This is a genomic window from Rhodococcoides fascians A25f (assembly GCF_000760935.2).
Classification (GTDB): domain Bacteria; phylum Actinomycetota; class Actinomycetes; order Mycobacteriales; family Mycobacteriaceae; genus Rhodococcoides.
Map to the genome: position 1 here is coordinate 3,635,442 of NZ_CP049744.1, position 24,595 is coordinate 3,660,036.

Annotated in this window: 22 protein-coding genes; 11 read left to right on the forward strand and 11 right to left on the reverse strand. The window is 66.0% G+C overall.

What is annotated here, in order from left to right; translation table 11 throughout:
- Positions 1 to 62 precede the first annotated feature (62 nt).
- Positions 63 to 1,292: an aminotransferase class I/II-fold pyridoxal phosphate-dependent enzyme gene (locus BH93_RS17130; RefSeq protein ID WP_037176712.1), complete on the forward strand. Its 1,230-nt coding sequence runs from the start codon at positions 63 to 65 to the stop codon at positions 1,290 to 1,292.
- Entirely contained in the window at positions 1,289 to 2,854 is a 1,566-nt protein-coding gene (locus BH93_RS17135) for an NAD-dependent epimerase/dehydratase family protein (RefSeq protein ID WP_037176711.1), read from the forward strand. The genes BH93_RS17130 and BH93_RS17135 overlap by 4 nt, the downstream gene beginning before the upstream one ends.
- On the opposite strand, the gene BH93_RS17140 is transcribed toward BH93_RS17135, so the two are convergent.
- Positions 2,838 to 3,374: a J-domain-containing protein gene (locus BH93_RS17140; RefSeq protein WP_037177123.1), complete on the reverse strand. Its 537-nt coding sequence runs from the start codon at positions 3,372 to 3,374 to the stop codon at positions 2,838 to 2,840. The two genes, BH93_RS17135 and BH93_RS17140, sit on opposite strands and share 17 nt — an antisense overlap.
- 97 nt (positions 3,375 to 3,471) lie before the next feature.
- Positions 3,472 to 3,723 (reverse strand): hypothetical protein, encoded by a 252-nt coding sequence (locus BH93_RS17145; RefSeq protein WP_032376853.1) that lies wholly within the window; start codon positions 3,721 to 3,723, stop codon positions 3,472 to 3,474.
- 96 nt (positions 3,724 to 3,819) lie between these two features.
- On the opposite strand from BH93_RS17145, the gene BH93_RS17150 reads away from it, so the two are divergent.
- Together BH93_RS17150 and BH93_RS17155 are read left to right on the forward strand one after the other, a co-directional pair.
- On the forward strand, positions 3,820 to 8,397 hold the full coding sequence (locus BH93_RS17150) for an ATP-dependent helicase (protein ID WP_052065723.1): 4,578 nt from the start codon (positions 3,820 to 3,822) through the stop codon (positions 8,395 to 8,397).
- Positions 8,398 to 8,435: 38 nt separating this feature from the next.
- Complete coding sequence (locus tag BH93_RS17155; protein ID WP_037177119.1) at positions 8,436 to 9,218, forward strand: DNA-formamidopyrimidine glycosylase family protein; 783 nt, start codon at positions 8,436 to 8,438, stop codon at positions 9,216 to 9,218.
- A 148-nt stretch (positions 9,219 to 9,366) separates the two neighbouring features.
- Here the strand turns inward: BH93_RS17155 and glpD are convergent, their stop codons facing one another.
- The 3 genes from glpD to BH93_RS17170 all read right to left on the reverse strand — a co-directional run bounded on the left by glpD (position 9,367) and on the right by BH93_RS17170 (position 13,967).
- On the reverse strand, positions 9,367 to 11,142 hold the full coding sequence (gene glpD, locus BH93_RS17160; RefSeq protein ID WP_371832071.1) for a glycerol-3-phosphate dehydrogenase: 1,776 nt from the start codon (positions 11,140 to 11,142) through the stop codon (positions 9,367 to 9,369).
- A 58-nt stretch (positions 11,143 to 11,200) separates the two neighbouring features.
- Positions 11,201 to 12,424: an aminotransferase-like domain-containing protein gene (locus BH93_RS17165; RefSeq protein ID WP_037176709.1), complete on the reverse strand. Its 1,224-nt coding sequence runs from the start codon at positions 12,422 to 12,424 to the stop codon at positions 11,201 to 11,203.
- A gap of 139 nt (positions 12,425 to 12,563) precedes the next feature.
- Positions 12,564 to 13,967: an NAD(P)H-quinone dehydrogenase gene (locus BH93_RS17170; protein WP_032376850.1), complete on the reverse strand. Its 1,404-nt coding sequence runs from the start codon at positions 13,965 to 13,967 to the stop codon at positions 12,564 to 12,566.
- A gap of 182 nt (positions 13,968 to 14,149) precedes the next feature.
- Here BH93_RS17170 and BH93_RS17175 point away from each other — a divergent pair, with 182 nt between their 5' ends.
- Complete coding sequence (locus BH93_RS17175; RefSeq protein ID WP_032404793.1) at positions 14,150 to 14,614, forward strand: gamma-glutamylcyclotransferase; 465 nt, start codon at positions 14,150 to 14,152, stop codon at positions 14,612 to 14,614.
- A gap of 13 nt (positions 14,615 to 14,627) precedes the next feature.
- On the opposite strand, the gene BH93_RS17180 is transcribed toward BH93_RS17175, so the two are convergent.
- The 4 genes from BH93_RS17180 to BH93_RS17195 all read right to left on the reverse strand — a co-directional run bounded on the left by BH93_RS17180 (position 14,628) and on the right by BH93_RS17195 (position 18,246).
- The gene (locus BH93_RS17180; protein ID WP_037176708.1) at positions 14,628 to 15,092 is read right to left on the reverse strand and encodes a TrmO family methyltransferase domain-containing protein; all 465 of its coding nucleotides are present in this window, start codon (positions 15,090 to 15,092) and stop codon (positions 14,628 to 14,630) included.
- A gap of 14 nt (positions 15,093 to 15,106) precedes the next feature.
- Complete coding sequence (locus BH93_RS17185) at positions 15,107 to 16,270, reverse strand: M20 family metallopeptidase (RefSeq protein ID WP_037176707.1); 1,164 nt, start codon at positions 16,268 to 16,270, stop codon at positions 15,107 to 15,109.
- On the reverse strand, positions 16,267 to 17,430 hold the full coding sequence (locus BH93_RS17190) for a M20 family metallopeptidase (protein WP_037177118.1): 1,164 nt from the start codon (positions 17,428 to 17,430) through the stop codon (positions 16,267 to 16,269). Before BH93_RS17190 ends, BH93_RS17185 begins: the two co-directional genes overlap by 4 nt.
- A 111-nt stretch (positions 17,431 to 17,541) precedes the next feature.
- Complete coding sequence (locus tag BH93_RS17195) at positions 17,542 to 18,246, reverse strand: enoyl-CoA hydratase/isomerase family protein (protein WP_037177117.1); 705 nt, start codon at positions 18,244 to 18,246, stop codon at positions 17,542 to 17,544.
- Positions 18,247 to 18,366: 120 nt separating this feature from the next.
- Here BH93_RS17195 and BH93_RS17200 point away from each other — a divergent pair, with 120 nt between their 5' ends.
- Together BH93_RS17200 and BH93_RS17205 are read left to right on the forward strand one after the other, a co-directional pair.
- A complete protein-coding gene (locus tag BH93_RS17200; RefSeq protein ID WP_037156237.1) occupies positions 18,367 to 19,161 on the forward strand; it encodes a purine-nucleoside phosphorylase in 795 nt (264 codons plus the stop codon).
- On the forward strand, positions 19,158 to 20,759 hold the full coding sequence (locus tag BH93_RS17205; protein ID WP_052065721.1) for a phospho-sugar mutase: 1,602 nt from the start codon (positions 19,158 to 19,160) through the stop codon (positions 20,757 to 20,759). The genes BH93_RS17200 and BH93_RS17205 overlap by 4 nt, the downstream gene beginning before the upstream one ends.
- 18 nt (positions 20,760 to 20,777) lie before the next feature.
- On the opposite strand, the gene BH93_RS17210 is transcribed toward BH93_RS17205, so the two are convergent.
- Entirely contained in the window at positions 20,778 to 21,626 is an 849-nt protein-coding gene (locus BH93_RS17210) for a DUF2797 domain-containing protein (protein ID WP_242458997.1), read from the reverse strand.
- A gap of 80 nt (positions 21,627 to 21,706) precedes the next feature.
- Entirely contained in the window at positions 21,707 to 22,330 is a 624-nt protein-coding gene (upp, locus tag BH93_RS17215; RefSeq protein WP_032376845.1) for a uracil phosphoribosyltransferase, read from the reverse strand.
- Positions 22,331 to 22,463: 133 nt separating this feature from the next.
- Between upp and BH93_RS17220 the strand changes: the two genes are divergently transcribed.
- From BH93_RS17220 to BH93_RS27810, 4 genes are read left to right on the forward strand one after another with little or no spacing between them, the layout of a single operon-like run.
- On the forward strand, positions 22,464 to 22,796 hold the full coding sequence (locus tag BH93_RS17220; RefSeq protein ID WP_037155867.1) for a type VII secretion target: 333 nt from the start codon (positions 22,464 to 22,466) through the stop codon (positions 22,794 to 22,796).
- A 5-nt stretch (positions 22,797 to 22,801) separates the two neighbouring features.
- A complete protein-coding gene (locus BH93_RS17225; RefSeq protein WP_037176703.1) occupies positions 22,802 to 23,932 on the forward strand; it encodes a C40 family peptidase in 1,131 nt (376 codons plus the stop codon).
- On the forward strand, positions 23,929 to 24,282 hold the full coding sequence (locus tag BH93_RS17230) for a hypothetical protein (protein WP_052065719.1): 354 nt from the start codon (positions 23,929 to 23,931) through the stop codon (positions 24,280 to 24,282). The genes BH93_RS17225 and BH93_RS17230 overlap by 4 nt, the downstream gene beginning before the upstream one ends.
- Entirely contained in the window at positions 24,279 to 24,593 is a 315-nt protein-coding gene (locus BH93_RS27810) for a YbaB/EbfC family nucleoid-associated protein (protein ID WP_052058850.1), read from the forward strand. The genes BH93_RS17230 and BH93_RS27810 overlap by 4 nt, the downstream gene beginning before the upstream one ends.
- Positions 24,594 to 24,595: the final 2 nt, after the last annotated feature.

Genomic DNA, 24,595 nt, shown 5'->3' on the forward strand with positions numbered 1-24,595 from the left:
CCGAATGAACTCAAGAATTCGCGACAATCCACAATCAACTCTGTGAGGAGTTCTGGTACACGATGGTTGTCAACAGACTGATGAAACGACTCGGCGGAGACGAGCGCGTGGACTTGTTGCGCGCAGTTCGAGAAGCCGATGTGGTCCCGTACTTCCGCAAGATGGAATCGGCCGTCGCGCCGATGGTTCGCGTCGAGGGCCGGGACAAGATCATGCTCGGGTCCAACAACTACCTCGGCATTGCCGACCACCCGAAGGTTGTCGAGGGTGCCCAGCACGCACTCGACACGTTCGGCAGTGCTGTCACCGGAAGTCGTTTGCTCAACGGCACTTTGGACCTCCACCTCGAACTCGAGCACGAGATCGCACAGTGGCACGGAACCGACGACGCACTCGTCTTCACCACGGGCTATCAAACGAATCTCGGAACGATCAGTGCGATCGTCGGCCCCGGGGACACCGTGATCGTCGATTCGGCGGCACACGCATCGATCCGCGACGGCAGCGCTCTCTCGGGCGCGTCGGTGGTCAAGTTCAAGCACAACGACATGGCCGATCTCGAAGCCAAACTTCAGCAGCCCGTCGTCGACGACGGAGCCGTGCTGGTCATCGTCGACGGCTTGTATTCCATGGAGGGCGATCTCGCACCGCTCGACGCGGTCTCCGAGCTGTGTATCCGCTATCACGCAGCGCTGATGGTCGACGAAGCCCACAGCCTCGGCGTCTACGGGTCCGAACTCACCGGAGCAGCCGAGCTGTTCGGCATCACCAAGGACGTCGACGTCACGATGGCATCGCTGTCGAAGAGCCCGAGCTCCACCGGTGGGTTCGTCACCGGATCGAGTGACTTGATCGACACCCTCCGAGTCAAGGCCCGCGCCTTCCTGTTCACGACCTCCGGCGTGCCTGCTGCGGTGGGTGCAGCGTTGGCTTCCGTACGCCTCATCCGTAGCGACGAGGGTAAGGACCGGGCTCGGCGCGTACTCGAGAACGCCGAGATCCTGCGTGGCGGATTGCAATCGGCCGGGCTCGACGTAGCAGGCCGCTCCGCGACCCCGCACGGAGATACGGCCGCCCCCATCGTCTCCCTGCACATCGGCGACGACCTCGTGGCCATGAGCCTGTGGAAGAACCTCTACGACCGAGGCATCTTCACCAGCGCCGCTTTGCATCCCGCCGTACCGAAGTCGGGTGCCATACTCCGCCTGTGCGTGATGGCGACACACACCGAACAGCAGCTGTCGACCGCCACCGAGCAGATCATCGAGGCCGTAGCAGAGCTGCCCCGATGAGCGAGCACACCCCCGGCTTGCGTATCGCGGTCACCGGAGCCACCAGTGACTTCGCGGCCGCGATACTTCCGAGGCTGTTCGAGGATCCCGAGGTGGACACGGTCATCGGGATAGCCCGTCGCCCAGCACGAATCACGCACCCGAAGTTCACCTCGCTCCGCTCGGACATTCGCTCTCCCGACCTCGAGGAGACGTTCGCCGGATGCGACGTCGTGCTGCACCTGGCGTTCGTGGTCGAAGAGCTCAAAGACAAGGCCGAAACCCACGACATCAACCTGCGCGGCTCACGCAACGTCATCGATTCGGCCTATCGAGCGGGCGTGGCTCGAGTGGTGATCGCGTCGAGCATCAACGCGTACGGTGCCGACATCGCGCCGGAGCCGCTCACCGAGAACAGTTATCCTGCAGGCGATCCCAATCGCTACTACTTCTACGACAAGGCCGAGGTGGAACACTATGCGGAGTGGTGGCTCCGTAGGCACCCCGGCGAGATGACCATCTCCATGTTGCGGTGCACCTACATCATCGGACCCGACTTCGCCAACGACGGGATCGACCAGTTCACTGGGCCGATCGGTGCATTCCCGGACGCGGATCGAGCGTCGTATCAATTCCTGTACCAGGACGACATGGCCGACGCCTTCCATCGCGCGGCCAAGACCGACCTCGTGGGCCCGTACAACCTGGGTCCGGTGGACTGGGTCGGTGTGCGCGAACTCGCTGCGATGCAGGGCCAGTTGATGTTCGACGTTCCGCAGAAAGCTGCGACGCATGTTGCGAACGTGGCGTTCCGACTGGGGCTCACCCCCTTCTCCGGCCAGTGGGTCACACCGGGCGAACCCATCGTCGATTCCTCGGCTCTCGGCCGCGCCACCGGCTGGGCACCGACACTCACGGCGCACGAGAGTGCCGCGGTGATGATTCTGCTGCAAGGCAAGTCGCTGTTGCGTCGTGGGGACGCCCTGGCGCGGGGCATGGCGTGCGAAGCAGCCCTACGCTCGGCATCGGGGGCCGTTGCACTGAGCCGCGCGGATGTTGCCGCACTGCAGGTGGAACATCGACAGCTCGATACCGGGCACGGAAGCGTGCACGCCGAGATCCACCGAGCGTCCATCGAATCCGAGCAGTCGGTGGTGCTCGTCGCCGACGCGGGTCTGCATGCGCGGTACCTCACCCCGTTGGCCGCGGACATCGCTGCCGGCGGCGTCGATGTTGTGGTCCTCGATCTACCCGGGCACGGCTTGAGCACAGGTCCACGCGGTCGATCGTCGGCGGCGCAGACCACCGGGGCCGTGGATGCAGCACTACGTTTCGCTCGAGTCGAGCTCGATACCGCGCCGATCACCGTCCGCAGCGGTACCCGTCATGCGGCGGACACTCTGGTCGGCGGAATTCTCAGGCGGGCCACCGGCTGGAAGACAATGGAAGAACCGGCACACTCCGACGGGCTGCTGCCGTCGAGGATTCGGGTCGACGGAACAGTCGGCATTCCGTTCGTGTCGACAGCCGCCGATGCGCTGGCCCTGTGTACGACCACAACGGGTCTCAGCGCCGCCAGGTGAATGGCCGCCCGCTGAATGTTCGACGCACACGCGTCCACCACAATCGTCGAGAGGTATCGGAGGCTGCTGCAGGGGGCTCGGCCGACTGCGAGCGATGCTCACGCTCGAGTCGGTCCACCTCGGCCCGGTTGGTTCGCCATTTCTCGAGCCACATCTCGACGTCGACGGGCCCCAACGGAACGATCGGAGGCGTCGGGAACCGGATCCAGTCGACGATGCGAGCGTTCAACTCGTCCAAGACATCTCGTGCAGAGTCCTCGCGCCGAACACCGATCAGTGTGGACGGCAGCCGCTCGATCTCCTTGCGCAGCTGCAGCGCGGTGGGCAACAACGCGTCGGCTGGGAGATTCTCCCGCTTCAGGTAGCCGCGAACCCACCACAACTCGTCCCGGGGATCGCCCGACGGAATCGGCTTACCGGCCCCCTCGAGCCCATCGAATGCACCCTCGTCCTGGGCCTGACGGATTTGCTTGTCCACCCAGGACTCGAACGTGACTCCTGGCTTCTTGCGTTCGGTCACCCCATCGACTGTAGATCCGATGCCACGGTGTTCGCCAGGTTCGCCGGACACGACGAGACCCCGGCCCTACCGGGCCGGGGTCGATGCCGGAGCTCGATCAGCCGTACTCGGCGACCAACCGGTCGAATTCGTCGCGGTCGATAACCTGCGGCTCGTTGATCGCGAGAGCCTGTGCGTACTTGCTCGCCAGGTGGTAGTCACGACCGAGCGGCCCTTGCTCGGCGTCGTCCTCGTCGGACTGGATGCTCGCTCCCGGGGGAACCTCGTTCTGCAGGCCGTTGGTCTTGCTGCCGAGCAGAGCATCGAGTTTTGCGGAAATCTTCTGCATGGTCTCTTGGTCGTCGGTCATGGCGACCGGGTACCCGAATCGAGGGAAACAACACGGGCTCGGTGAACCGGAGCTGCACGGGGATTATCTGTCGGTGCCCCGGGGCATGATGGTGGGATGGCCAGGCACGGTATCGGCGCAGGAGCAGCGGACGAGCTGTCAGTGATGGAAAAGCTGTCGCGGCCTACTCGCGAGTGGTTCACCGGGGCTTTTCCGGCCCCCACCTCCGCGCAGCTCGGTGCCTGGTCGTCGATCTCGAGCGGCGCTCACACTCTCGTCGTCGCACCGACCGGATCGGGCAAGACCCTCTCGGCCTTTCTGTGGGCTCTGGACGAGCTGGCGCAACTGGGTGCGGACAGCAAGCGCAAGACCAAGGTCCTCTACATCTCCCCGCTCAAGGCTCTGGCCGTCGACGTCGAACGCAACCTGCGCGCGCCCCTGGTCGGTATCACTCAGACGGCCAAGCGACTCGGCCTCGATCCACCCGAGATCTCGGTGGGCGTGCGCTCCGGCGACACCAGCGCCGCCGACCGTCGGAACATGATCAAGACTCCCCCGGACATCCTGATCACCACCCCGGAGTCGCTGTTCCTCATGCTCACCTCGGCAGCGCGAGACATTCTCGCCGAGGTCGACACCGTGATCGTCGACGAGGTGCACGCCGTGGCCGGCACCAAGCGCGGCGCACACCTCGCGGTGTCGCTCGAACGGCTCGACGGCATGCTGGACAAGCCGGCGCAGCGCATCGGCCTGTCCGCGACGGTTCGCCCGCACGAGGAGGTCGGACGGTTCCTGGCCGGAGCTGCTCCCATCGAGATCGTCGCCCCGCCTGCCCCCAAAACGTTCGACCTGACGGTCCAGGTACCCGTCGAGGACATGACCGAACTGGGTGTCACCGATCCGAACGCCGATACCTCCGCCGCTCCCCCGGCGCAGGGCTCGATCTGGCCGCATGTCGAAGAGAAGATGGTCGATCTCATCCTCGAACACAGTTCGTGCATCGTGTTCGCGAACTCGCGACGGCTCGCCGAGCGCCTCACGGCGCGGCTGAACGAGGTGTATGCCGAGCGAATCGGCGACGGCGTCGAGACACAACACAAGCCGCCGTCACAGGTCGGCACTCCCAACGACGTGAACCACGGTGCCGATCCGTTGTTGGCCCGGGCCCACCACGGCAGCGTCAGCAAGGACCAACGCGCACTGATCGAGGACGACCTCAAGACCGGGCGGTTGCGCTGCGTCGTCGCCACCAGCAGCCTCGAACTCGGAATCGACATGGGCGCGGTCGATCTGGTCGTTCAGGTCGAGGCACCGCCGTCGGTGGCCAGCGGGCTCCAACGCGTCGGACGCGCGGGGCACCAGGTCGGCGAGATCTCCAAGGGCGTGCTGTTCCCCAAACACCGCACCGACCTGATCCACTGCGCGGTCACGGTCGAACGCATGACGTCGGGCAAGATCGAGGCACTGTTCGTACCCGCCAATCCGCTCGACGTGCTGGCTCAACAGACTGTCGCGGCCTGCGCCCTCGAACCCATCGACGCCGAGGACTGGTTCGATTCCGTCCGTCGCACAGGCAGTTTCGCCACGCTGCCCCGTTCGGCCTACGAATCGACTCTGGACCTGCTCTCGGGGCGCTACCCCTCGGACGAGTTCGCCGAACTCCGACCGAGGCTCGTGTGGGACCGCGACGCCAACACCCTCACCGGCCGGCCCGGGTCGCAGCGATTGGCGGTCACCTCTGGCGGAACCATCCCCGACCGCGGATTGTTCACCGTCTACATGGTCGGCGAAAAGCAGTCCAGAGTAGGCGAACTCGACGAAGAGATGGTCTACGAGTCACGAGTGGGTGACGTGTTCGCGCTCGGTGCCACCAGCTGGCGCATCGAGGAGATCACCCACGACCGGGTGTTGGTCAGTCCGGCGTACGGCCAACCGGGAAGGCTTCCGTTCTGGCACGGCGACGGTCTCGGTCGGCCTGCGGAACTGGGTCGGGCTCTGGGCGAGTTCCTGCGGAGCACCACCGACCGCAGCAACCTGGCCGAGCGACTGAGCACCGACGGCCTCGACGCCAACGCCGTCAACAACCTGATCGCGTTGCTCGACGAGCAGCTGGAGGCGACGGGTCAACTGCCCACCGACAAGACGATGATCGTCGAACGGTTCCGCGACGAACTGGGTGACTGGCGACTGGTGCTGCATTCCACCTACGGCCAGCAGGTACACGCGCCGTGGGCACTAGCGGTGGGCGCGAGACTGATCGAGCGCTACGGCATCGACGCCGCCCCCACGGCCTCCGACGACGGCATCATCGTCCGACTCCCCGATACCGACGATCAGCCACCCGGCGCAGAGCTGTTCGTGTTCGAGCGCGACGAGATTGCCGACATCGTCACAGAACAGGTCGGCGGATCGGCATTGTTCGCGTCCAGATTTCGCGAATGTGCCGCTCGCGCACTACTTCTGCCCCGCCGCAACCCGGGCAAGCGGGCACCGCTGTGGCAGCAACGGCAGCGTTCGGCGCAGCTGCTCGATGTGGCACGCAAGTACCCCACGTTCCCGATCCTGCTCGAAACCGTCCGCGAATGCCTCCAGGACGTCTACGACCTCCCCGCCCTCGAAGACATCCTGGCCCGCATCGGTCGGCGCCAGATCAGAATCGTCGATGTCGAGACACCATCGCCGTCACCGTTCGCCAACTCGTTGCTGTTCAACTACGTCGGCGCGTTCATGTACGAGGGCGACAGCCCGCTGGCCGAACGCCGGGCCGCTGCACTGTCACTGGACTCCGCGCTGCTGGCCGAGTTGCTCGGACGCGTCGAGCTGCGAGAGTTGCTGGACGCCGACGTCATCACCACCACCGAACTCGAGTTGCAGAGACTGCCCGAGGACAGACATGCCAAGGACATCGAAGGCGTAGCAGATCTGTTGCGGCTGCTCGGCCCGTTGACCGTGGACGAAATCGGGCTGCGCACCAACGGCGACGAATTCCCGCAGTGGCTCACCGAACTGGCCGATGCCAAAAGGGCCATGGAGGTCACGTTCGCCGGACAGACCTGGTGGACGGCCATCGAAGACGCGGCTCGCTTGCGTGACGCACTCGGTGTTCCACTTCCCATCGGCACCCCGGCCGCATTCATAGAACCCGTCGACGACCCGCTGGTCGACCTGATCAGCCGGTACGCCCGAACCCACGGACCGTTCACCCTCGACGACGCAGCGGCTCGGTTCGGCGTCGGTACCGCCGTGGTACGCGACGTCCTGCGCAGATTGGCCGTCGACAAACGCGTCGTCGAAGGCGAATTCCGTCCCGGTGCCGCGGGCAGCGAATGGTGCGACGCCGAGGTTCTCCGGCGACTGCGGCGTCGATCGCTCGCAGCAGCCCGGCAGGAGGTGGAACCGGTCTCCACCGCCACCCTCGGCCGCTTCCTGCCCGCCTGGCAGTACGTGGACAGTCGACGCCTGAGCGGAATCGACGGCGTCGCGACCGTCATCGAACAGCTTGCGGGCGTTCCTGTTCCGGCATCGGCCTGGGAATCTCTCGTGCTCTCGTCGCGAGTGACCGATTACAGCCCGGCGATGCTCGACGAACTCACCTCCACCGGTGAGGTGTTGTGGTCGGGGCACGGTGCGATCTCGTCCAAGGACGGTTGGGTGAGCCTGCACATGGCCGACACCGCACCCCTCACCCTCGTACCCGCAGCAGAATCCGATCTGTCGGAGTTGCAGATTCGAATTCAGGACGCCGTCGCGGGCGGCGGTGCGTACTTCTTTCGGCAACTCTCCGACACCGTCGGCAGTACCGACGACACGGCGCTGCAGGCGGCCTTGTGGGAGTTGGTGTGGGCAGGGCGTCTGAGCAACGACACGTTCGCGCCGCTGCGCGCACTGCTGAACTCCACGGCCACCCGCTCGGCCCCGAGTCATCGATCCCCACGTCGCACACCGCGCCTGCGTTCCTACCGTCAGTTCGAGCGGCCGTCACTGCCCACCCGTACCGGCCCACCGACGGCCGGCGGTCGATGGTCACGGTTGCCCGAGCTCGAACCCGACCTCACCGTTCGCGCTCATGCCACCGCAGACGTACTTCTCGAGCGCTACGGCGTGGTGACCCGCGGCTCGGTGATGAACGAAGGGGTCCCGGGCGGATTCGCCACGATGTACAAGGTGCTCACCGGGTTCGAGGATTCCGGTCGATGCCGTCGCGGCTACTTCGTCGATTCGCTCGGCGGTGCCCAGTTCTCCACCTCCGACGTGGTCGACCGGTTGCGCAGTTACGACGAACCGAAGAAGAACGCCAGCGCCGTCGTACTCGCGTCGTGTGATCCGGCCAACCCCTACGGCGGAGCACTGCCCTGGCCGAAAGCCGGTGGTGGCGAGGCTGGTGTCGGCGAGAAGCCGGACGAAACGACGAAGCATCGGCCGGGCCGCAAGGCCGGTGCATTGGTCGTCCTCGTCCGAGGCGAATTGACGATGTTCGTCGAACGTGGCGGAAAGTCGGTGCTGACGTTCGGCGACAACACCGAGGACATCGCCTCTGCAGCAACAGCATTGGCAGGCACAGTCAAGCGCGGCGGAGTCGACAAACTGCTCGTCGAGCGGATCAACGGTCACGACATCCACGGCACGGACTTCTCCAAGACACTGACCGAGGCCGGTTTCTCGGCGACACCCCGGGGACTCCGTCTCCGACGCTGAAGCACCGCAACACTTCCCAGGAACCAGAGAGGATGCAGATGCCCGAGGGCGATACGGTCTGGCGCGCGGCCAACACTCTGCGGGCGGCGCTGGAGGGACAGCAACTCACCACCTGTGACATTCGCGTACCACGTTATGCCACAGTGGATTTCACTGGCAAGACGGTCGACTCTGTCGCGTCGCGCGGCAAGCATCTGCTGATTCGGGTGGGCGGCTACTCCATTCATTCGCATCTCAAGATGGAGGGCACCTGGCACGTCTATGCACCCGGTGCCAGGTGGCGTCGCCCGGCGTTCCAGGCGCGCATCATCTTGAACACCGCGAATGCGCAGGCCATCGGGTTCGAACTCGGAGTGCTCGACATCATCGAGGACGAAGAGGAGGCCGTCGGATACCTCGGACCGGACCTGCTCGGTACGGACTGGGACCCAGACGTCGCCCTGACCAATCTGGAGTCGGATCCGGCTCGTCCCGTCGGACTCGCTCTGCTCGACCAGCGCAACATCGCCGGGCTCGGCAATGTCTATCGAAACGAGATCTGCTTTCTGCGTGGAATCGACCCGCGTACACCGGTCGCCGACGCCGGCGACTTGAAGAAGACCATCGACCTGTCCTATCGACTGATCATGGCCAACAAGGATCGAAATCAGCGCGTCACCACTGGAGATCGGCGACCCGGCCGACACTTCTGGGTGTACGGCCGGGAGAACAAGCCGTGCCGACGGTGCGGAACCACCATCGAGTTCGGGCTCATCGGCGACAACCCGCTCGAGGAGCGGCAGATCTACTATTGCCCGCACTGTCAACCCGGACCCATCTGACGGCGTCCTGCCAGGTGCGGCCAAGCCTGTTCACAGCTTCGCCTACCACCATGGGTCGCATGCTGACACTTGCGATATTCACCCTGCTGATCATGGCCGTTTCCGGCGCGACGGCGGCTCGCGCACCCCGGACGCTGGTTCGACTGCGCTAGATCGTGCGAACCGGTTCCAGAATTTCCTGTCGGGCCTCAGGAGCGACGACCCGCAACGCGTCCGCCGACTCGTCGTCGGGCTGGCGCTGCGATTCGATCTCGGCCTCCACCCGGGCGCGGTAGGTCTCGACTTCACGATCGACCATGGCCTCGTCCCACCCCAGAACGGGTGCGATCAACGCGGCCACCTGACCCGCGCAGTTCATCCCACGGTGCGAGTACTCGATGGAAATCCGGGTACGACGCGACAGCACGTCCTCCAGGTGCAACGCGCCCTCCGCCGCCGCCGCATAGACCACCTCGACCTGCAGGTAGGACGGTGCGTCGGTGAGTGGTTGCAGCAGTTCGGGTTTCCCGTCCGCCATCGCCAACACCTCGTCGATCAGCGAACCGTATCGGTCCAGCAGGTGCGTCACCCGATGTGGATGCAAGTTGTACATCTCGCCCAGATGCGGTGCCTGATTGACCAGGGCGAAGTAACCGTCGGCACCGACGAGGGGCACCTTCTCGGTGATCGATGACGCCACCCGCACCGGAATGTCCTCCGCCGCCAGATCGACGGCGTCCTCGGCCATCACTCGGTAGGTCGTGTACTTGCCGCCGGCGATGGCGATGAGTCCCGGTGCCACGCGAGCGACCGCGTGCTCGCGAGAGAGCTTGGAGGTCTCGTCGCTCTCGCCTGCCAGCAGTGGCCGCAGGCCCGCGTACACACCGTCGATGTCCTCGTGGGTGAGCGGCGTGACGAGCACACCGTTGACCTCACCCAGGATGTAGTCGATGTCGGCTTTGGTCGCGGCCGGATGGGCAAGATCGAGATTCCAGTCGGTGTCGGTGGTGCCGATGATCCAGTGCGCACCCCACGGGATGATGAAGAGCACGGATTTCTCGGTGCGCAGAATGATCGCGGCTTCGCTGACGATTCGGTCGCGCGGCACCACGATGTGCACGCCCTTGGATGCACGCACCCGGAAACGTCCACGCATGTTGGACAGCGATTGAATCTCGTCGGTCCACACGCCGGTGGCGTTGATCACCACGTGTGCGCGTACTTCCGTGGTGGCTCCGGTCTCCGAATCGCGCACTCGCACACCGGATACCCGATCTGCCTCCCGCAGGAACCCGACGACCTGGGTGGATGTACGAACCACCGCGCCGTAGTGAGCGGCCGTTCTGGCGACCGTCATGGTGTGCCGGGCATCGTCGACGACGGTGTCGTAGTACCGAATTCCGCCGATCAGCGACTTCCGTTTGATGCCGGGCGACATCCGCAACGCGCCCGAACGCGTCAGATGCTTCTGCTGCGGAACCGATTTGGCCCCACCCATCCGGTCGTAGAGAAAGATGCCCGCGGCGATGTACGGGCGCTCCCACAGGCGATGAGTGAGCGGAAACAGAAACTTCAGCGGCTTGACAAGGTGCGGTGCGAGTGTGGACAACGAGAGTTCTCGTTCGTGCAGCGCCTCGCGTACGAGCCCGAACTCGAGCTGCTCGAGATAGCGGAGCCCGCCGTGGAACATCTTCGACGAGCGAGACGAGGTGCCCGACGCATAATCACGCGCCTCGACCAGAGCCACCTTCAAACCCCGCGTCGCCGCGTCGAGGGCCGCACCGGAGCCGACGACGCCACCGCCGACGACCACGACGTCGAACTGCTCGGTTCCGAGCTGGTCCCACGCCTCCACCCGCTGGGTGGGTCCGAGGAACTTCGTGTTCGATCGGTTGCTCACTGTGACGCTCCCTATCCGTCGAAAAACCCCGCGCACTACGTGCATGTCAGGTTACCGCCCCAGGTCCGCCACGCGCAGAACCTGCCGACCGGGCTCCGCGAGGTCAGCGAGTGCGGATGGACGTGTGTGCAGCGCCCAATCGCCGCACCGCCTCCGCCAGCTCTGCCGGTGTCGATCCCGCGAAGCTCAACCGGAGCGAGCGGCCGTACTGCTCGGCCGACGCAAACGCCGAGCCTGGAACGAAGGCGACTCCATGCTCCAGGGCGGCCGCGAGCAACTCGCTCGTATCGGTCCCGTCCTCGAACGTCGCCCAGGCGAACATTCCACCCGTCGGGCGCGAGACCGTGAGCCGCGCGGAGAACTCGGCATCGAGCGCATCCGTCAATGCCGTTGCACGGCAAGCATACTCATGACGCAGTGTCGTCAAGTGCGCGTCCAACCATGCAGTGTCGCCGAGCATGCTCGCCGCCATCAGCTGCGTCATCGAGGAACCGCACAGATCGGCACCCTGCTTGAGGAGCTCCACAGCCGCACACACGGCGGGCGGTGCGACGAACCAGCCGACACGCAGCGTCGGAGCGAGGATCTTCGACGCACTCGACAGCCGGATGACGCGATCGCCGAAACAGGCTATCGGCGGCGGCGGTGCGCCCGTACCGTGCACAGAGCCTGTTGCGGCGAACCAGATCTCGCCGTACGGGTCGTCCTCGATCACCCAGAATCCGTAGTGATCCGCGAGCGCCGCGAGGTGCCGACGCCGGTGCTCGCTCATCGTGACCCCGCGAGGGTTGTGGAAGTTGGCGACCGTGTGGACCACCGCAGGACGCAGCCCCGCCGTCAACCGTCGTTCGAGTTCCGCGGTGTCCATCCCGTCGGCGTCGATTTCGATGGCCTCGATCCGTGCCTCGGCGATCGAGAACACCTGCAGCGCACCGGTATACGCGGGCTCGTCGACGACGACAACAGCACCCGGGTCGATCAGCGCCTGCGCGAGCAGCGTCAGCGCCTGTTGCGATCCGTGCGTGACGACGACGGTGTCCGTCGGAACCGTCACTCCCCCGCGCACGGCGCTCTCTCTGGCCGCGATCACGCTGCGCAGCGTGCGATGACCGGCAGTTTCGCAGTATTGGACGGCATCGGGGCTCCGCAGTACCGCGTCGGCAGCAGCCGCGATGCGGTCGACGGGGATCAGATCCGTGGCCGGCAGGCCTCCCGCCAGGCTGATGACGTCGTCGCGAGCGGTGAGGGCAAGAAGATCACGGATAGCCGAGCTGGACAACGATGCGGTGCGTCGGGCCAAGCCGACGGGGAGGTGAGTAGAAGACATGAAAGAGACTCCGGGGCAGCAGGAACGAAGGAACGGCCCGCGGATCCGCTGAGTCGAGGAGAGAGCGGACGGGTGTGTCCGCTCTCTCGACTGTCTCACGTGCTACCGAAATATGAAACGCAATTCTCACATAGTGAGATCAGTCCAGATCGTCGTGCGCCATCAGCTGACGCGCAGCCTCGATGACCGATCCCGACAACGACGGGTACACCGAGAACGTGTTGGCCAGGTCGTTGACCGAGAGGTTGTTCTGCACCGCCATCGCGATGGGCAGAATCAGCTCCGACGCGCTCGGGGCGACCACAACGCCGCCGATGACGACGCCGGTGGCCGGGCGACAGAAGATCTTGACGAAACCGCGCTTGAGCCCGCTCATCTTCGCTCGCGGATTTGTGGTCAGTGGCAGCATCACCACGCGCGCCGGTACGTCACCGGCGTCGATCTTGGACTGCGCCACACCGACCGACGCGATCTCGGGCCGCGTGAACACCGCCGAGGCCACGGTCTTGAGCTTGATCGGGCTGACGGCCTGTCCCAGTGCGTGGTACATCGCGATGCGTCCCTGCATCGCCGCGACCGAGGCCAGCGGCAGCAGACCGGTGCAGTCACCGGCTGCGTAGATGCCCGCGACCGCGGTACGAGATACGCGGTCCACTCGCAGGTATCCACCCTTGTCGAGTTCGATGCCCACCTTCTCGAGTCCCAGACCGGAGGTGTTGGGAACCGATCCGACTGTCATCAGCGCGTGGCTGCCCTCGACGGTGCGGCCGTCCGACAGCGTGACGAGAACACCGTCGTCGGTGCGTACGACCGAGTCCGCACGGGCGTGCTTGACGAGAGTGACACCTCGCTCGTTGAACGCGTCCTCGAGGACCAGAGCGGCATCCTCGTCCTCGTGTGGGAGCACGCGGTCGCGGCTCGAGACAGCGGTGACCTTGACGCCCATCTCGGTGTAGGCCGAGACGAACTCGGCACCGGTCACACCGGATCCGACGACCACCAAGTGCTCGGGTAGGGCCTCGAGGTCGTAAAGCTGACGCCAGTTGAGAATGCGTTCGCCGTCGGGCTCGGCTCCCTTGACCACGCGGGGGCGGGCACCGGTCGCGATGAGGACGACGTCGGCGTCGAGGATGCGTTCCTCGCCGTCGGCCAACACCGCCTTGATCTGATGCGAGGCCATGCCGACATGGGTGTCGATCATCTCGGCGCGGCCGGCCAGGAGTTCGACGCCGACCGAGGTGACGCGGTGTGCGATGTCGGCCGACTGAGCCTGCGCGAGACTCTTGACTCGGTCGTGAATCTTCGGAAGCGCAACGGCGGCCTGCGATGGATCGAGCGAAATACCCAGGTCGCTGGCTCGACGCATTTCGGTGCGAATGCCGGTCGAGGCGATGAACGTCTTCGACGGCACGCAGTCCCAGAGAACGCAGGCACCGCCGATGCCGTCGGAATCGACGAGCGTCACCTGTCCGCCGTGCTGGGCGGCTACCAATGCTGCTTCGTACCCTGCCGGACCACCACCGATGATCACAATCCGGGTCATTGATCCTCTTCTCGCGTGCTCGAAATTCTCTCGCTTTGTCCCCTCAACGGTATTGCAGAGGCCGCCCCGGCGCGTCGGTAGGGCTGGCTTCGGTGACCCGGGAGGCGACCGGACCTGCGACGACTCACCGAAACAGGACCACGACGCGTCAACCGGCACCGATACGGTTTAGGCTGGCCGACGTGCCAATTTATGCCGCCTACGGATCGAACATGCATCCGGAGCAGATGTTGCAGCGATGCCCACACTCCCCCCTGTCGGGAACCGGGTGGCTGCACGGATGGCGGTTGACCTTCGGCGGCGGCGACATCGGCTGGGAAGGCGCACTCGCCACGATCGTCGAGGATCCCGACTCTCAGGTCTTCGTCGTCCTCTACGACGTATCGGACGAGGACGAGGAGAGTCTGGATCGCTGGGAGGGCTCCGAACTCGGCATTCACCGCAAGATCCGACTACGCATCGAGACCGGCCGTGAGCCGGTACTGGCGTGGATGTACGTGCTCGACGCCTACGAGGGTGGCCTGCCGTCGGCCCGCTATCTCGGAGTGATGGCGGAAGCAGCCGAAATTGCCGGTGCCCCAGCCGAATACGTGCGAGACCTACGAACCCGCAACAGCCGCAACGTGGGTCCCGGTACAGCCTCGTAGCTCGACGGACAGATCAGAAGTAGTTCTTCATCACCGACGCCACCCAGGCAGGCTCGGTCACGTCCGCACGCTCCGGAACCATGGACTGCAGGAACGGTTTGACGTCGAGGACCGGTGAGCCGTCGATCGCGTCGAGACCTCGAACTCGGATGCGCAGACCGTCGACGTCGACGATCTCGCACCGCGACACTCCGAGATGGTTGGGCCGGTCCTTGACGCGTTGGGCGAGGACTCCCACCCGAGGAAGCGTCGTGTCGCCGCGGGGGTGGCGCGATCCGGTGGTCGTCGCGGCCGGATCACACCGGTGGAAGCCGTAGACGACCTCGAGGTGCGAGAAGTCGGCAAGACCGAGAGTCGCGTCTACGTCGAGCGCGGTCCGATCGAGGTCGATGACGGACTCGACGGATCCCCAGTTGTCGTCCACCACTTCGGCACGGTCGGATCGAACGATTCCGATCGGAGACAATTCGAAAGCCATCTCGTTCCCTGCCCCTAGTTCGGATCCAGCGCGATTCCGGTCATCACCTTCACACCCACGGCCAATGCTCGCTCGTCGAGATCGAACGTGGGCTGATGGATGTCGAGTTGGGGGCCGGTACCGGGCCAGACGCCCAGCCGAGCCATCGCCCCCGGCACCCTTTCGAGGTACCACGAGAAATCCTCGCCGCCACCGGACTGCGCGGTATCGGCGAGGGCGGTTACCCCGACCCGTGTGATCGCCTTCTCGAAGGTGTGCGTGGACGAGGGGTCGTTGACCACCGGCGGTACGCCGCGGCGGTAGTGCAACTCGAATTGCACCCCGGTGGGTGCGAGCAATCCGGTGACGATCTCGCGAACCAACGGTTCGAGCAACGCCCAGGTCTCGTGATCGCCGGTGCGGACGGTGCCGGTCAGCATGCCGGTCTGCGGAATGGCGTTGGGGGCCTGGCCCGCCACCACCGCTCCCCACACCATGACCGTGCTGGTTCGCGGATCGATGCGCCTGCTCAGCATCCCGGGCAGGCCGGTGATGACCGTGCCGAGCGCGTACACGAGATCCGTCGTCAGGTGTGGCCGCGACGTGTGACCGCCGGGTGAGTCCAGCCGCAGCTCGACGGTGTCGGCGGCGGAGGTGATGGCACCGACACGTACGCCGACCTGCCCCACCTCGAGCCGCGGATCACAGTGCAGCGCAAAGATCTTGGTGACACCGTCGAGCGCGCCCGCGGCCACCGCGTCGAGTGCACCCCCGGGCATGACCTCCTCGGCGGGCTGAAAGATCAGGCGCACCCCGTACTGCAGATCCGGCAGCGATGCCAGCGCCAGCCCGGTCGCGAGCAGCACCGTGGTGTGCGCGTCGTGGCCGCAGGCGTGCGACACCCCGGGCACAGTCGACGAATACGCCGCGCCGGTGTTCTCCTGCAGCGGTAGGGCATCCATGTCTGCCCGCAACGCGACACGAGGACCGTCGGGCCCGATGTCACAGATCAGCCCCGTTCCGCCGGGGAGGGGCTTAGGTGACAGACCCGCTGCTTCCAGTTGTTCGATCACGAATGCGGTGGTGCCGAATTCGCGTCGAGCGAGTTCCGGGTTGGCGTGAATGTGCCGACGCCACAGTGACAGATCTGCCGTGTGCGACTCGATCCACCGATCGATCGCGGCCTCACGAGTGTTCACTGTTGCCCAGCCGATCGGGCGCTCACGCCGTCGAGCAGGCGGGCCCGAGTGCTGGGATCGGCTGCAGCACGCGCGGCCGTTCTGGCCAGACCGAGGGCTCCGTCGCGTAATGCTCGGTCGGCGGACTCGGTGACGCACGCAGCGGCGAACTCCGGCTGATGCGTCACCGCCCCGCCTGCGTCGAGCCCGACGACGGGATGGATACCAGGTAGAACATTCGTCACGTTTCCCATGTCTGTGCTGCCCAACGGGCGAAATCCTTCCAAATCCGGAGCCAACGGCGATCGGCCCAACGCTTCGATCTCCTGACGAAAAGCCGCGACCAGCCACGAATCCGGCGTCAACGCAGCGTATGTCGGTGACACCGTACGAATCTCGTGAGTACACCCGGTGGCGAGTGCCCCGGCCTCGAAACACGCGAACGCCTTGGTCGTCAGCGCCTCGAGCGACTCCGTGGTGTTCGCGCGCAGGTAGTAGAGCAACTCGGCATGGCCGGGAACGATGTTCGGCGCCGCCCCGCCGTCGCTGACGATGCCGTGGAACTGCTGACCGGGTGCCAGGTGCTGACGCAGCAAACCGAGCGCCACCTGGCTGATGGTGACCGCATCGCCTGCGTTGATTCCCCATTCCGGAGCGGCCGAGGCATGCGCGGCGCGGCCGGTGAACTTCACGGCGACGTCGGCCAGAGCCAGCGACGTCGCACCGACGATGTCGAAGGGTCCGGGGTGGACCATCAGTGCCGCGCCGATGCCGTCGAACACTCCGCGCTCGAGCATCAGCACCTTGCCGCCGCCGGTCTCCTCGGCCGGGGTGCCGAGCACTCGGACGGTGATGCCCAGAGCGTCGGCGACCGGAGCCAATGCAAGCGCCGCCCCCACCGCGGACGCCGCAATGATGTTGTGCCCGCACGCATGACCGATCTCCGGCAGGGCGTCGTACTCCGCACAGATACCGATAACCAGGTCACCACTGCCGAACGACGCCGTGAACGCGGTATCCATGTCTGCCACGTTCGACTCGACATCGAAATCGTGGGATCGGAGGGTATCGAGGATCTTGGCGACGCTGCGATGTTCTTCGAACGCCAGCTCGGGCTCGGCATGAATCGAGTGCGACAGTGCGACCAGTTCGCCAGTCGCGGCGGCCAGGGCGCGGTCCATGGCACTGGCCACAGCAGCACTGTTCGATTCGTCCGTCACGAGAGACAGTGTGTCACTAGCGTGGCCGAGTGTCGGAACGGCTGTGCCGACTTGCAGGCAGAGACCGGCTTGCTACTTTCCGAAGCTGAAGTTGCTGTCGTCGGTTGCGGTGTTCAGTGCGGCGAGCAGATCCACGTGCATACGTGCCTTGATACCGGCCAGATTCGCACCCCGGGTGCTCGTCAGCGCCGCAGCCTTCGCGACCGCGTCGGACACCAACGACTCTTCCGGTGCCGTCGCCTCGACGATTCCGGCGGCCACGGCGTCGGCACCGCCGTAGCGGCGACCGGTCGTCATTGCCTCGACGGCCGTCTGCTTGGGCAGCCGGGAGTTGATCAGTGCCGACATTCCCACGGTGAACGGCATGTTCAGGTTCACCTCGGGCAGGCAGTAGAAGCCTCGGTCGGCGCGCTGGATACGGAAGTCGTGCGAGGTGGCGAACATCGCGCCTGCTCCGAACGCATGGCCCTGAACTGCCGCGACGGTGGCCATCGGAAACGCCAGCAGCCGGGTGTAGAGAGTGTGGACACGGTCGAGGTACCAGGTGATCTTGTCCAGGTTGGCGAAGAGCCAATCGGTGTCGAGACCGTTGCTGTAGAACTTGCCCGCCGACGTGGTGACCAGTGCCGCCGGACCGGTCGACGCCTCGACCTCGTCGAGCAACGCGTGGGTGGCGTCGATCCAGTCCGGGTGGAACCGATTCTCCGGATTGTCCGCGCCGTCCTGGGCACCGAGGAACAGGATGTGGACGTCGCCGTCGCGTTCGAGATAAGGCATGCAGCGGATACTACTCGGGGGTAACTTGCTGGTGGCAACCTCCATCGGTCGCACATCCATCGCGTCGATCTCCTACTGTTGTTCATCGTGGCAACCACCGACGCACATGAGACCGACCCCGTGACCGACCCCGAGGGGGCCGCGCGCACCGCCGCCGACGCTCTCGCCGCGGCGACCGGAGTCGACACCCACTCCGTGGCCATCGTCCTCGGCTCCGGCTGGCAGGCAGCAGCCGATGTCTTCGGCTCCCCCACCGCGACCGTGCGCATGGCCGATCTGCCCGGCTTTGCGCCGCCGTCGGCGTCGGGTCACTCGGGCACCATCACCTCGGTGGACGTCGGCGGCACCCACACCCTGCTGCTGCAGGGCCGCACCCACGCCTACGAAGGTCACGACCTGCGACGCGTCGTACACCCCGTGCGCACCGCGATCGCCGCAGGCGCGACGACCGTCGTGCTGACCAATGCCGCAGGCGGAATTCGCGATGGCATGAGCGTCGGGCAGCCCGTCCTGATTTCCGACCACCTCAACCTCACGGCTCGCTCGCCTCTCGTCGGTGCCGAGTTCGTCGATCTGGTCGACGCGTACTCCCCCGAACTTCGCGCTCTGGCAGCCCAGATCGATCCGTCGCTCGAAGACGGCGTCTACGCGGGTCTGCCCGGCCCCCACTACGAGACGCCTGCCGAGATCCGGATGCTGCGCACTCTCGGAGCAGACCTCGTGGGTATGTCGACGGTGCACGAGACGATCGCCGCGCGGGCGAAGGGCGCGCGAGTCCTCGGCATCTCGCTGGTCACCAATCTTGCGGCCGGCATGACCGGCGAGCACCTGAACCACACCGAAGTACTCGCTGCCGGTAAGGATTCCGCTGCCCGGATGGGTGCATTGCTGCACGAATTGGTCACTCGGCTGTGACCGAGGAGCTTTCCGAACGCGTGCAGCGCTGGATCGCAGGCGATCCGGACCCCACTACCCGTGACGAACTGCGCAGCCTGTCCGATGCCGAACTCACCGATCGGTTCAGTGGCCCACTGACGTTCGGCACGGCGGGCTTGAGAGGACCGGTACGCGCGGGACCCAACGGGATGAACGAGGCGGTAGTGGTGAAGACCACCGCCGGAATCTCAGCATGGTCGATCGAGAAGGGCCTCGGCGGGTCGATCGTCGTCGTCGGCCGCGACGCCAGAACCGGCTCCGAACAGTTCGCCTTCGCGGCCGCGGAAACCCTGTCCGCCCAGGGATTTTCGGTGGTCTTGCTGCCTCGACCGCTCCCGACTCCCGTCGTCGCCTTCGCGGTACGCGCCCTCGACGCCGAGCTCGGCGTGCAGATCACCGCCTCACACAACCCCGCGGCGGACAACGGCTACAAGGTGTACCTCCGCGGCGGCTCGCAGCTGATCCCGCCGAGTGACGCGGAGATCGAGACGCTGATCGCCGCCACCGGCGACGCGGTCGACGTTCCCCGTTCGATCGTCGAACCCAGCGGTACCGACATCGCTGCGCGTTACCTCGATTCGGTTGTTGCACTCCCTCGTTCGACGCGCCGAGATATCCGCATCGCCCTCACTGCGCTGCACGGCGTCGGCGGCGAGCTGGCCACCGCGGCGCTGCGTGGAGCAGGGTTCCGCGACGTCCAGGTGGTCGAGGAACAATTCGAGCCCGACCCTGCGTTCCCCACCGTCACGTTCCCCAACCCCGAGGAACCGGGCGCTGCCGATGCGGTGCTCGCTCTCGCGGCCGAGATCGACGCCGATATCGCGATAGCCCTCGACCCCGACGCTGATCGCTGTGCGGTCGGGGTGCCCACGGACGGCGGGTGGCGCATGCTGACCGGCGACGAGACCGGAGCACTGCTCGCGAACCATCTCCTCGCCGATGCGCCCGCCGACCCGTTGGTGGCCAACACCATCGTCTCGTCGCAACTGCTCTCCGCGCTCGCTCCGGCGCGTGGTGCCCGCTATGCCCGCACCCTGACCGGATTCAAATGGCTCGTCCGCGCGGGCGAGGGTCTCGTGTACGCCTACGAGGAGGCCATCGGGCACTGCGTCGATCCGAATGTGGTGCGCGACAAGGACGGTATCTCGGCAGCGGTGGTGCTCGCAGATCTGGCCGCCGGCCTGAAACAGGACCGGCGCACCCTGCTCTACGTGCTCGACGACCTTGCGGTCGAGTTCGGCGTGCACCTGGGTGCGCAGGTCTCGCGGCGGGTGCAGGACCTCGCCGAGACCGGGAACATGATGGACCGGCTACGCACCGAACCGCCGACGGAATTGGCCGGCCGGGCGGTCACCGTTGAGGATTACGCTGACCGCGACGACGAGTTGCGCACCGACGCAGTCGAGATCAGCGGATCGGGGCTGCGGGTGATCGTGCGGCCGTCCGGTACCGAACCCAAGCTCAAGGCGTACCTCGAAGTGATCGAGCAGGTCGAAAGCCGTGACGAACTGGCGCGCGCCCGGGCGGCAGCGGGCGAGCTACTGGCCGAACTGACCGACTACGCCCAGCACCTCTAGCCCTGGTAATCCCGAATCTCAGAACAACGCCGACTGCACCGGGGGCAGATCCGAGGTGAAGGCACCGAGTTCTATTCGCCGACCTTTGAGTGCTGCCAGGTCCACGACGTAGGTGTCGTCGTCCACAGTGGCGATCACCGCCTGCCCGACGCATGTCCTGATTTCGAGTCCATGAGCTCCGGTCGCGACATCCGCGGGGTAGGTGACGCGACTGACGTTCTCGCTCAACGCTTCGCGTCCGGCGGGCGGCGTCCATCGTTCGTCGATCGGGGTGCACCCGGCGACGCCCGCCTCGCTCAGCATCGCGCGGACCTGCTCCGCCCGGGCAGCGGTGGCGGCGTCGAGCCTGTCCACGTCGATCGGTAGACACAGCGAGGCGGCCTTCGCCGCGGAGCGCACTGCCTGCCGTAGCCCCATCGATTCGGTCACGAGATCCTCCGCCACCCGAACGGCTTTTCCGTCGTCGGCGTGGGCGACGTACCGCGCACTGATCGCCCCCTGCTCGGCGAGCCGGCCCCACTTGCGTGTGTCCGCTGCCGTCCCGATCTTGAAGGTGCCGTTCGCGAATGCCGCCAGATAGAGCCAATGCGGTTGCATGACATGCTTTTCCAGATCACGCGAGACGAAGCCGCTGCGATGCACGGTATGCACGAATCGAAAACTGTCCTTGTCGGCGCACGTCGCGCACTGGCCCGACGCGACGGCGCGCTCCCGGCCGGGGCACGGCACGTAGCGCGGCGGGCCGTCGGCCCGAAATGCCATGCGCCCGGTGCAGTACCGATCGGTCGAAGCACCCAGCGCACGGAAACCGAGCCTACGGCCGACCAGTTCGTGAAACTCGATCTGCTCGGTGTCGACATCGAGCACCCGTAATCTCGGGCAGGGTGCAGGTGCCGCCTCCGAGGGCCAGGAGACCCCGAGGACCAAGCGGGCGGCGGTAGCGGAGGTCAGCGCGGACCGAACTGACGATCGCCTGCGTCACCGAGGCCGGGAACGATGAACGCATTCTCGTTCAGGCCGTCGTCGATGCTCGCTGCCACCAATCGGACCGGCAGGCCCGAGGCTTCCAGCGCGGCAACACCTTCGGGAGCGGCCACGACGCAGATGGCCGTCACCTCCGCCGCACCGCGACCGACGAGCAGTTCGATCGTGTGCACCATGGAGCCGCCGGTGGCCAGCATGGGGTCCAGCACGTATACCGGCGTCTGCGACAGGTCGTCGGGCAAGGACTCCATGTACGGGACGGGCTGATGCGTCTGTTCGTCCCGGGCCATCCCCACGAATCCGACGCGGGACTGCGGAATCAGACTGCTGGCCTTCTCCACCATGCCCAGACCTGCACGCAGAACCGGTACGAGCAACGGCGGGCGTGCCAGCCTGGTGCCCTCGGTCACGGCGACGGGGGTGCGCACTTCGAAGGTATCGATGGCGGCGTCTCGGGTGGCCTCGTAGACCAGCATGTGGGTGAGTTGACGAAGAGCCGTCCGGAACGTGGCATTGTCGCTGCGCTCGTCCCGCATCGTGGTGAGCAGAGCTGCGGCCAGTGGGTGGTCGACCACGTGTGTTTCCATGCTGTCCAGGATAGGACTTCGGTGGTCGGACGCGAACGGCAAGTCAGGGGAACCGAATGGCGGGCATCCGCGTCGAACCAGTTGGGCGTCGCACTCGGCGGCCCTGAATCGATTGCTTTCTCAGGGGGCACTGATGGCCGAACTCGTCGTCGACACCGAGGGGGTCCTCGCATACAGTGCGGTGGCGTCGACCATGGCCCAACAGATCGCCGCGGCGGGTGCTGCCGCCGCGGCGTGCGGTCCAGCCGTGCTCGCACCGGTGTTCGGCCTGATCGGACAGGAATTTCTCGGTGCTGTCACCGGTACCCATCTTGCGCACACCGACGCCGTGGTGCGCTTGGCCGGAGCGGTGGCGAGCATCGGTTCCGCGGCCACGGCATCGGCCGTGTCGTACGCCCTCACCGATGCCGGCACCGGCGCAACCGTCGCGGGCTCGGCGGCCGGTATCGCGCCGGACGCGCGGTAGCGGCCATGATCGATTTGTTGGCCCGTCCGATCGTCGACCTGCTCGGTGCCTTCGGCAACGGAGCGGTTCCCACCGGGGGTCCGGCCGATGTGCTTCGTGTGTCTTCAGCAGCGATCGAGGCGGCGCAGGGAGTCGGCAGGGTCGCGATCACCGAGCTCGCCGCGAATTGGAACGGTGCCGCCGCCGACGCCGCAACTCGATACGCCGAGAACGCACACTCGTCCGCGATCGCCCTCGCGGACCACGCCGACGAGATCGCCGCCGTCGTCGATCAGGCCTGCCGCGATACCAACCAGGGTTTCCTCGAACTGCAGGCCATCGCGGCGTCGTTCGTGGGCATCGCACTCTCGGCCGGACCGATCATCGCTACACCGGTAGGGCAGACCATGCTGATCTCGGCAGCCATCGAGCACCTCGAGCGGGCTCTGGTGGTGGTTGCCCGTGTTCGCACCGAATTAGCTGCGCACACTGCGAAAGTCGGGGCACTCGCCGCTCCGCCGACGGTGCCCGCCCCCGTGGGCGGAGGACCGGTACCCGCCCCCGGATCTTCCTCGAACCTCATGACCTCACCTGCCACGTCGCAGGTGATCGAGGCCGGTGAGAAATTGGCGAAGACGTTCGCGCAGTCGTTGTCCTCCCCTGCTACCGGAGCCGACGTGCCGGGTGGCGGTGGCGGTGGCGCACTGAACTATCTGGGTGATCCGGCCACCGATTCTTCCCGGTCGACCGACAGTGCCGCTCGCGGCGTCGAAGTGCGGTTGCCCGACGGCAGTATCGTCACCGCACCGAACCCCGAGGCCGCGGGTGCCGTTCGTAGTGCATTGACGCAACAGGGCGTGCCCTACGCGTGGGGCGGTACCACTCCGGGCAGCGGGCTCGACTGCAGCGGATTGACGCAGTGGGCGTACTCGCAACAGGGCGTCGAGATCCCCCGTCTGGCGCAGGAACAAGGCATCGGCTCGGCCGTGGCACCGGGTGAGGTGATGCCCGGCGACCTTGCGGTCTGGGACGGCCACGTGGCCATGGTCATCGGCAACGGCCAGCTGGTCGAAGCCGGAGATCCGGTGCAGGTCGGACCGATCCGAACGACCAACAGCGGTATGGGCTTCAAGGGCTTCTACCGTCCGACCGAATGAAAGGCCGGCCAGTGACGGACTCGGACACCACCGTTGTCAGTGCGGTATCGGGCACCAGATCGGGATCGGTGACAGTGCGCTCCACTGAACACGGGCTACCGATCGCAGTTGCCATCGACGAGCGCGAACTGCGTTACGGCGGAGGCGCATTGGCGGCGACGATTCTGCAGCAAAGCGAGCGGGCGAGCGCCGCGGCCCGCGCCCAGCGCCGTACCCTGCTGGCCGAAGACGGCGTTCCTGCCGACGTTCTCGATCGCCTCGGATTACCCACGAGCGCCCGAGTGGCTGCCGCTGCGAACGAGGACTCGGCCGAGGATGTCGCCCCCGCGAGTTGGTTGAGGCAGGCATGACCCACACGCACACCACCGAAGTCGACGCTCTGGTCGGCGGAGCCCAGCACCGACTGGACACCCTGCGCGAGACTCACGAGCGACTGGACCGCATCAGGTTTCGAGTCACCTCTCCGGACAACCTGGTGACCGTCGTCGCCGATGGATCCGGTGCCATGGTCGAACTCGAACTCGCCGAGAACCTCGGATCGGTGACCGCTCGCGTACTCGCGTCGACGATCACCTCCGTGGCTGCCGAGGCCGCCGCTGGGGCACTCGACCACCGCGAAGGCATCCTGCAAACTCTGCAAGCGTCGTTCACAGACTCCTGAGA

Bases quoted from the DNA above. Each gene is read 5' to 3' on its own strand.
- BH93_RS17130 (WP_037176712.1), top strand. From the start codon at position 63: ATGGTTGTCAACAGACTGATGAAACGACTCGGCGGAGACGAGCGCGTG.
- BH93_RS17135 (WP_037176711.1), top strand. From the start codon at position 1,289: ATGAGCGAGCACACCCCCGGCTTGCGTATCGCGGTCACCGGAGCCACC.
- BH93_RS17145 (WP_032376853.1), bottom strand. From the start codon at position 3,723: ATGACCGACGACCAAGAGACCATGCAGAAGATTTCCGCAAAACTCGAT.
- BH93_RS17150 (WP_052065723.1), top strand. From the start codon at position 3,820: ATGGCCAGGCACGGTATCGGCGCAGGAGCAGCGGACGAGCTGTCAGTG.
- BH93_RS17155 (WP_037177119.1), top strand. From the start codon at position 8,436: ATGCCCGAGGGCGATACGGTCTGGCGCGCGGCCAACACTCTGCGGGCG.
- glpD (WP_371832071.1), bottom strand. From the start codon at position 11,142: ATGCACGTAGTGCGCGGGGTTTTTCGACGGATAGGGAGCGTCACAGTG.
- BH93_RS17165 (WP_037176709.1), bottom strand. From the start codon at position 12,424: ATGTCTTCTACTCACCTCCCCGTCGGCTTGGCCCGACGCACCGCATCG.
- BH93_RS17170 (WP_032376850.1), bottom strand. From the start codon at position 13,967: ATGACCCGGATTGTGATCATCGGTGGTGGTCCGGCAGGGTACGAAGCA.
- BH93_RS17180 (WP_037176708.1), bottom strand. From the start codon at position 15,092: ATGGCTTTCGAATTGTCTCCGATCGGAATCGTTCGATCCGACCGTGCC.
- BH93_RS17190 (WP_037177118.1), bottom strand. From the start codon at position 17,430: ATGGACCGCGCCCTGGCCGCCGCGACTGGCGAACTGGTCGCACTGTCG.
- BH93_RS17195 (WP_037177117.1), bottom strand. From the start codon at position 18,246: ATGCCTTATCTCGAACGCGACGGCGACGTCCACATCCTGTTCCTCGGT.
- upp (WP_032376845.1), bottom strand. From the start codon at position 22,330: ATGGAAACACACGTGGTCGACCACCCACTGGCCGCAGCTCTGCTCACC.
- BH93_RS17220 (WP_037155867.1), top strand. From the start codon at position 22,464: ATGGCCGAACTCGTCGTCGACACCGAGGGGGTCCTCGCATACAGTGCG.
- BH93_RS17225 (WP_037176703.1), top strand. From the start codon at position 22,802: ATGATCGATTTGTTGGCCCGTCCGATCGTCGACCTGCTCGGTGCCTTC.
- BH93_RS17230 (WP_052065719.1), top strand. From the start codon at position 23,929: ATGAAAGGCCGGCCAGTGACGGACTCGGACACCACCGTTGTCAGTGCG.
- BH93_RS27810 (WP_052058850.1), top strand. From the start codon at position 24,279: ATGACCCACACGCACACCACCGAAGTCGACGCTCTGGTCGGCGGAGCC.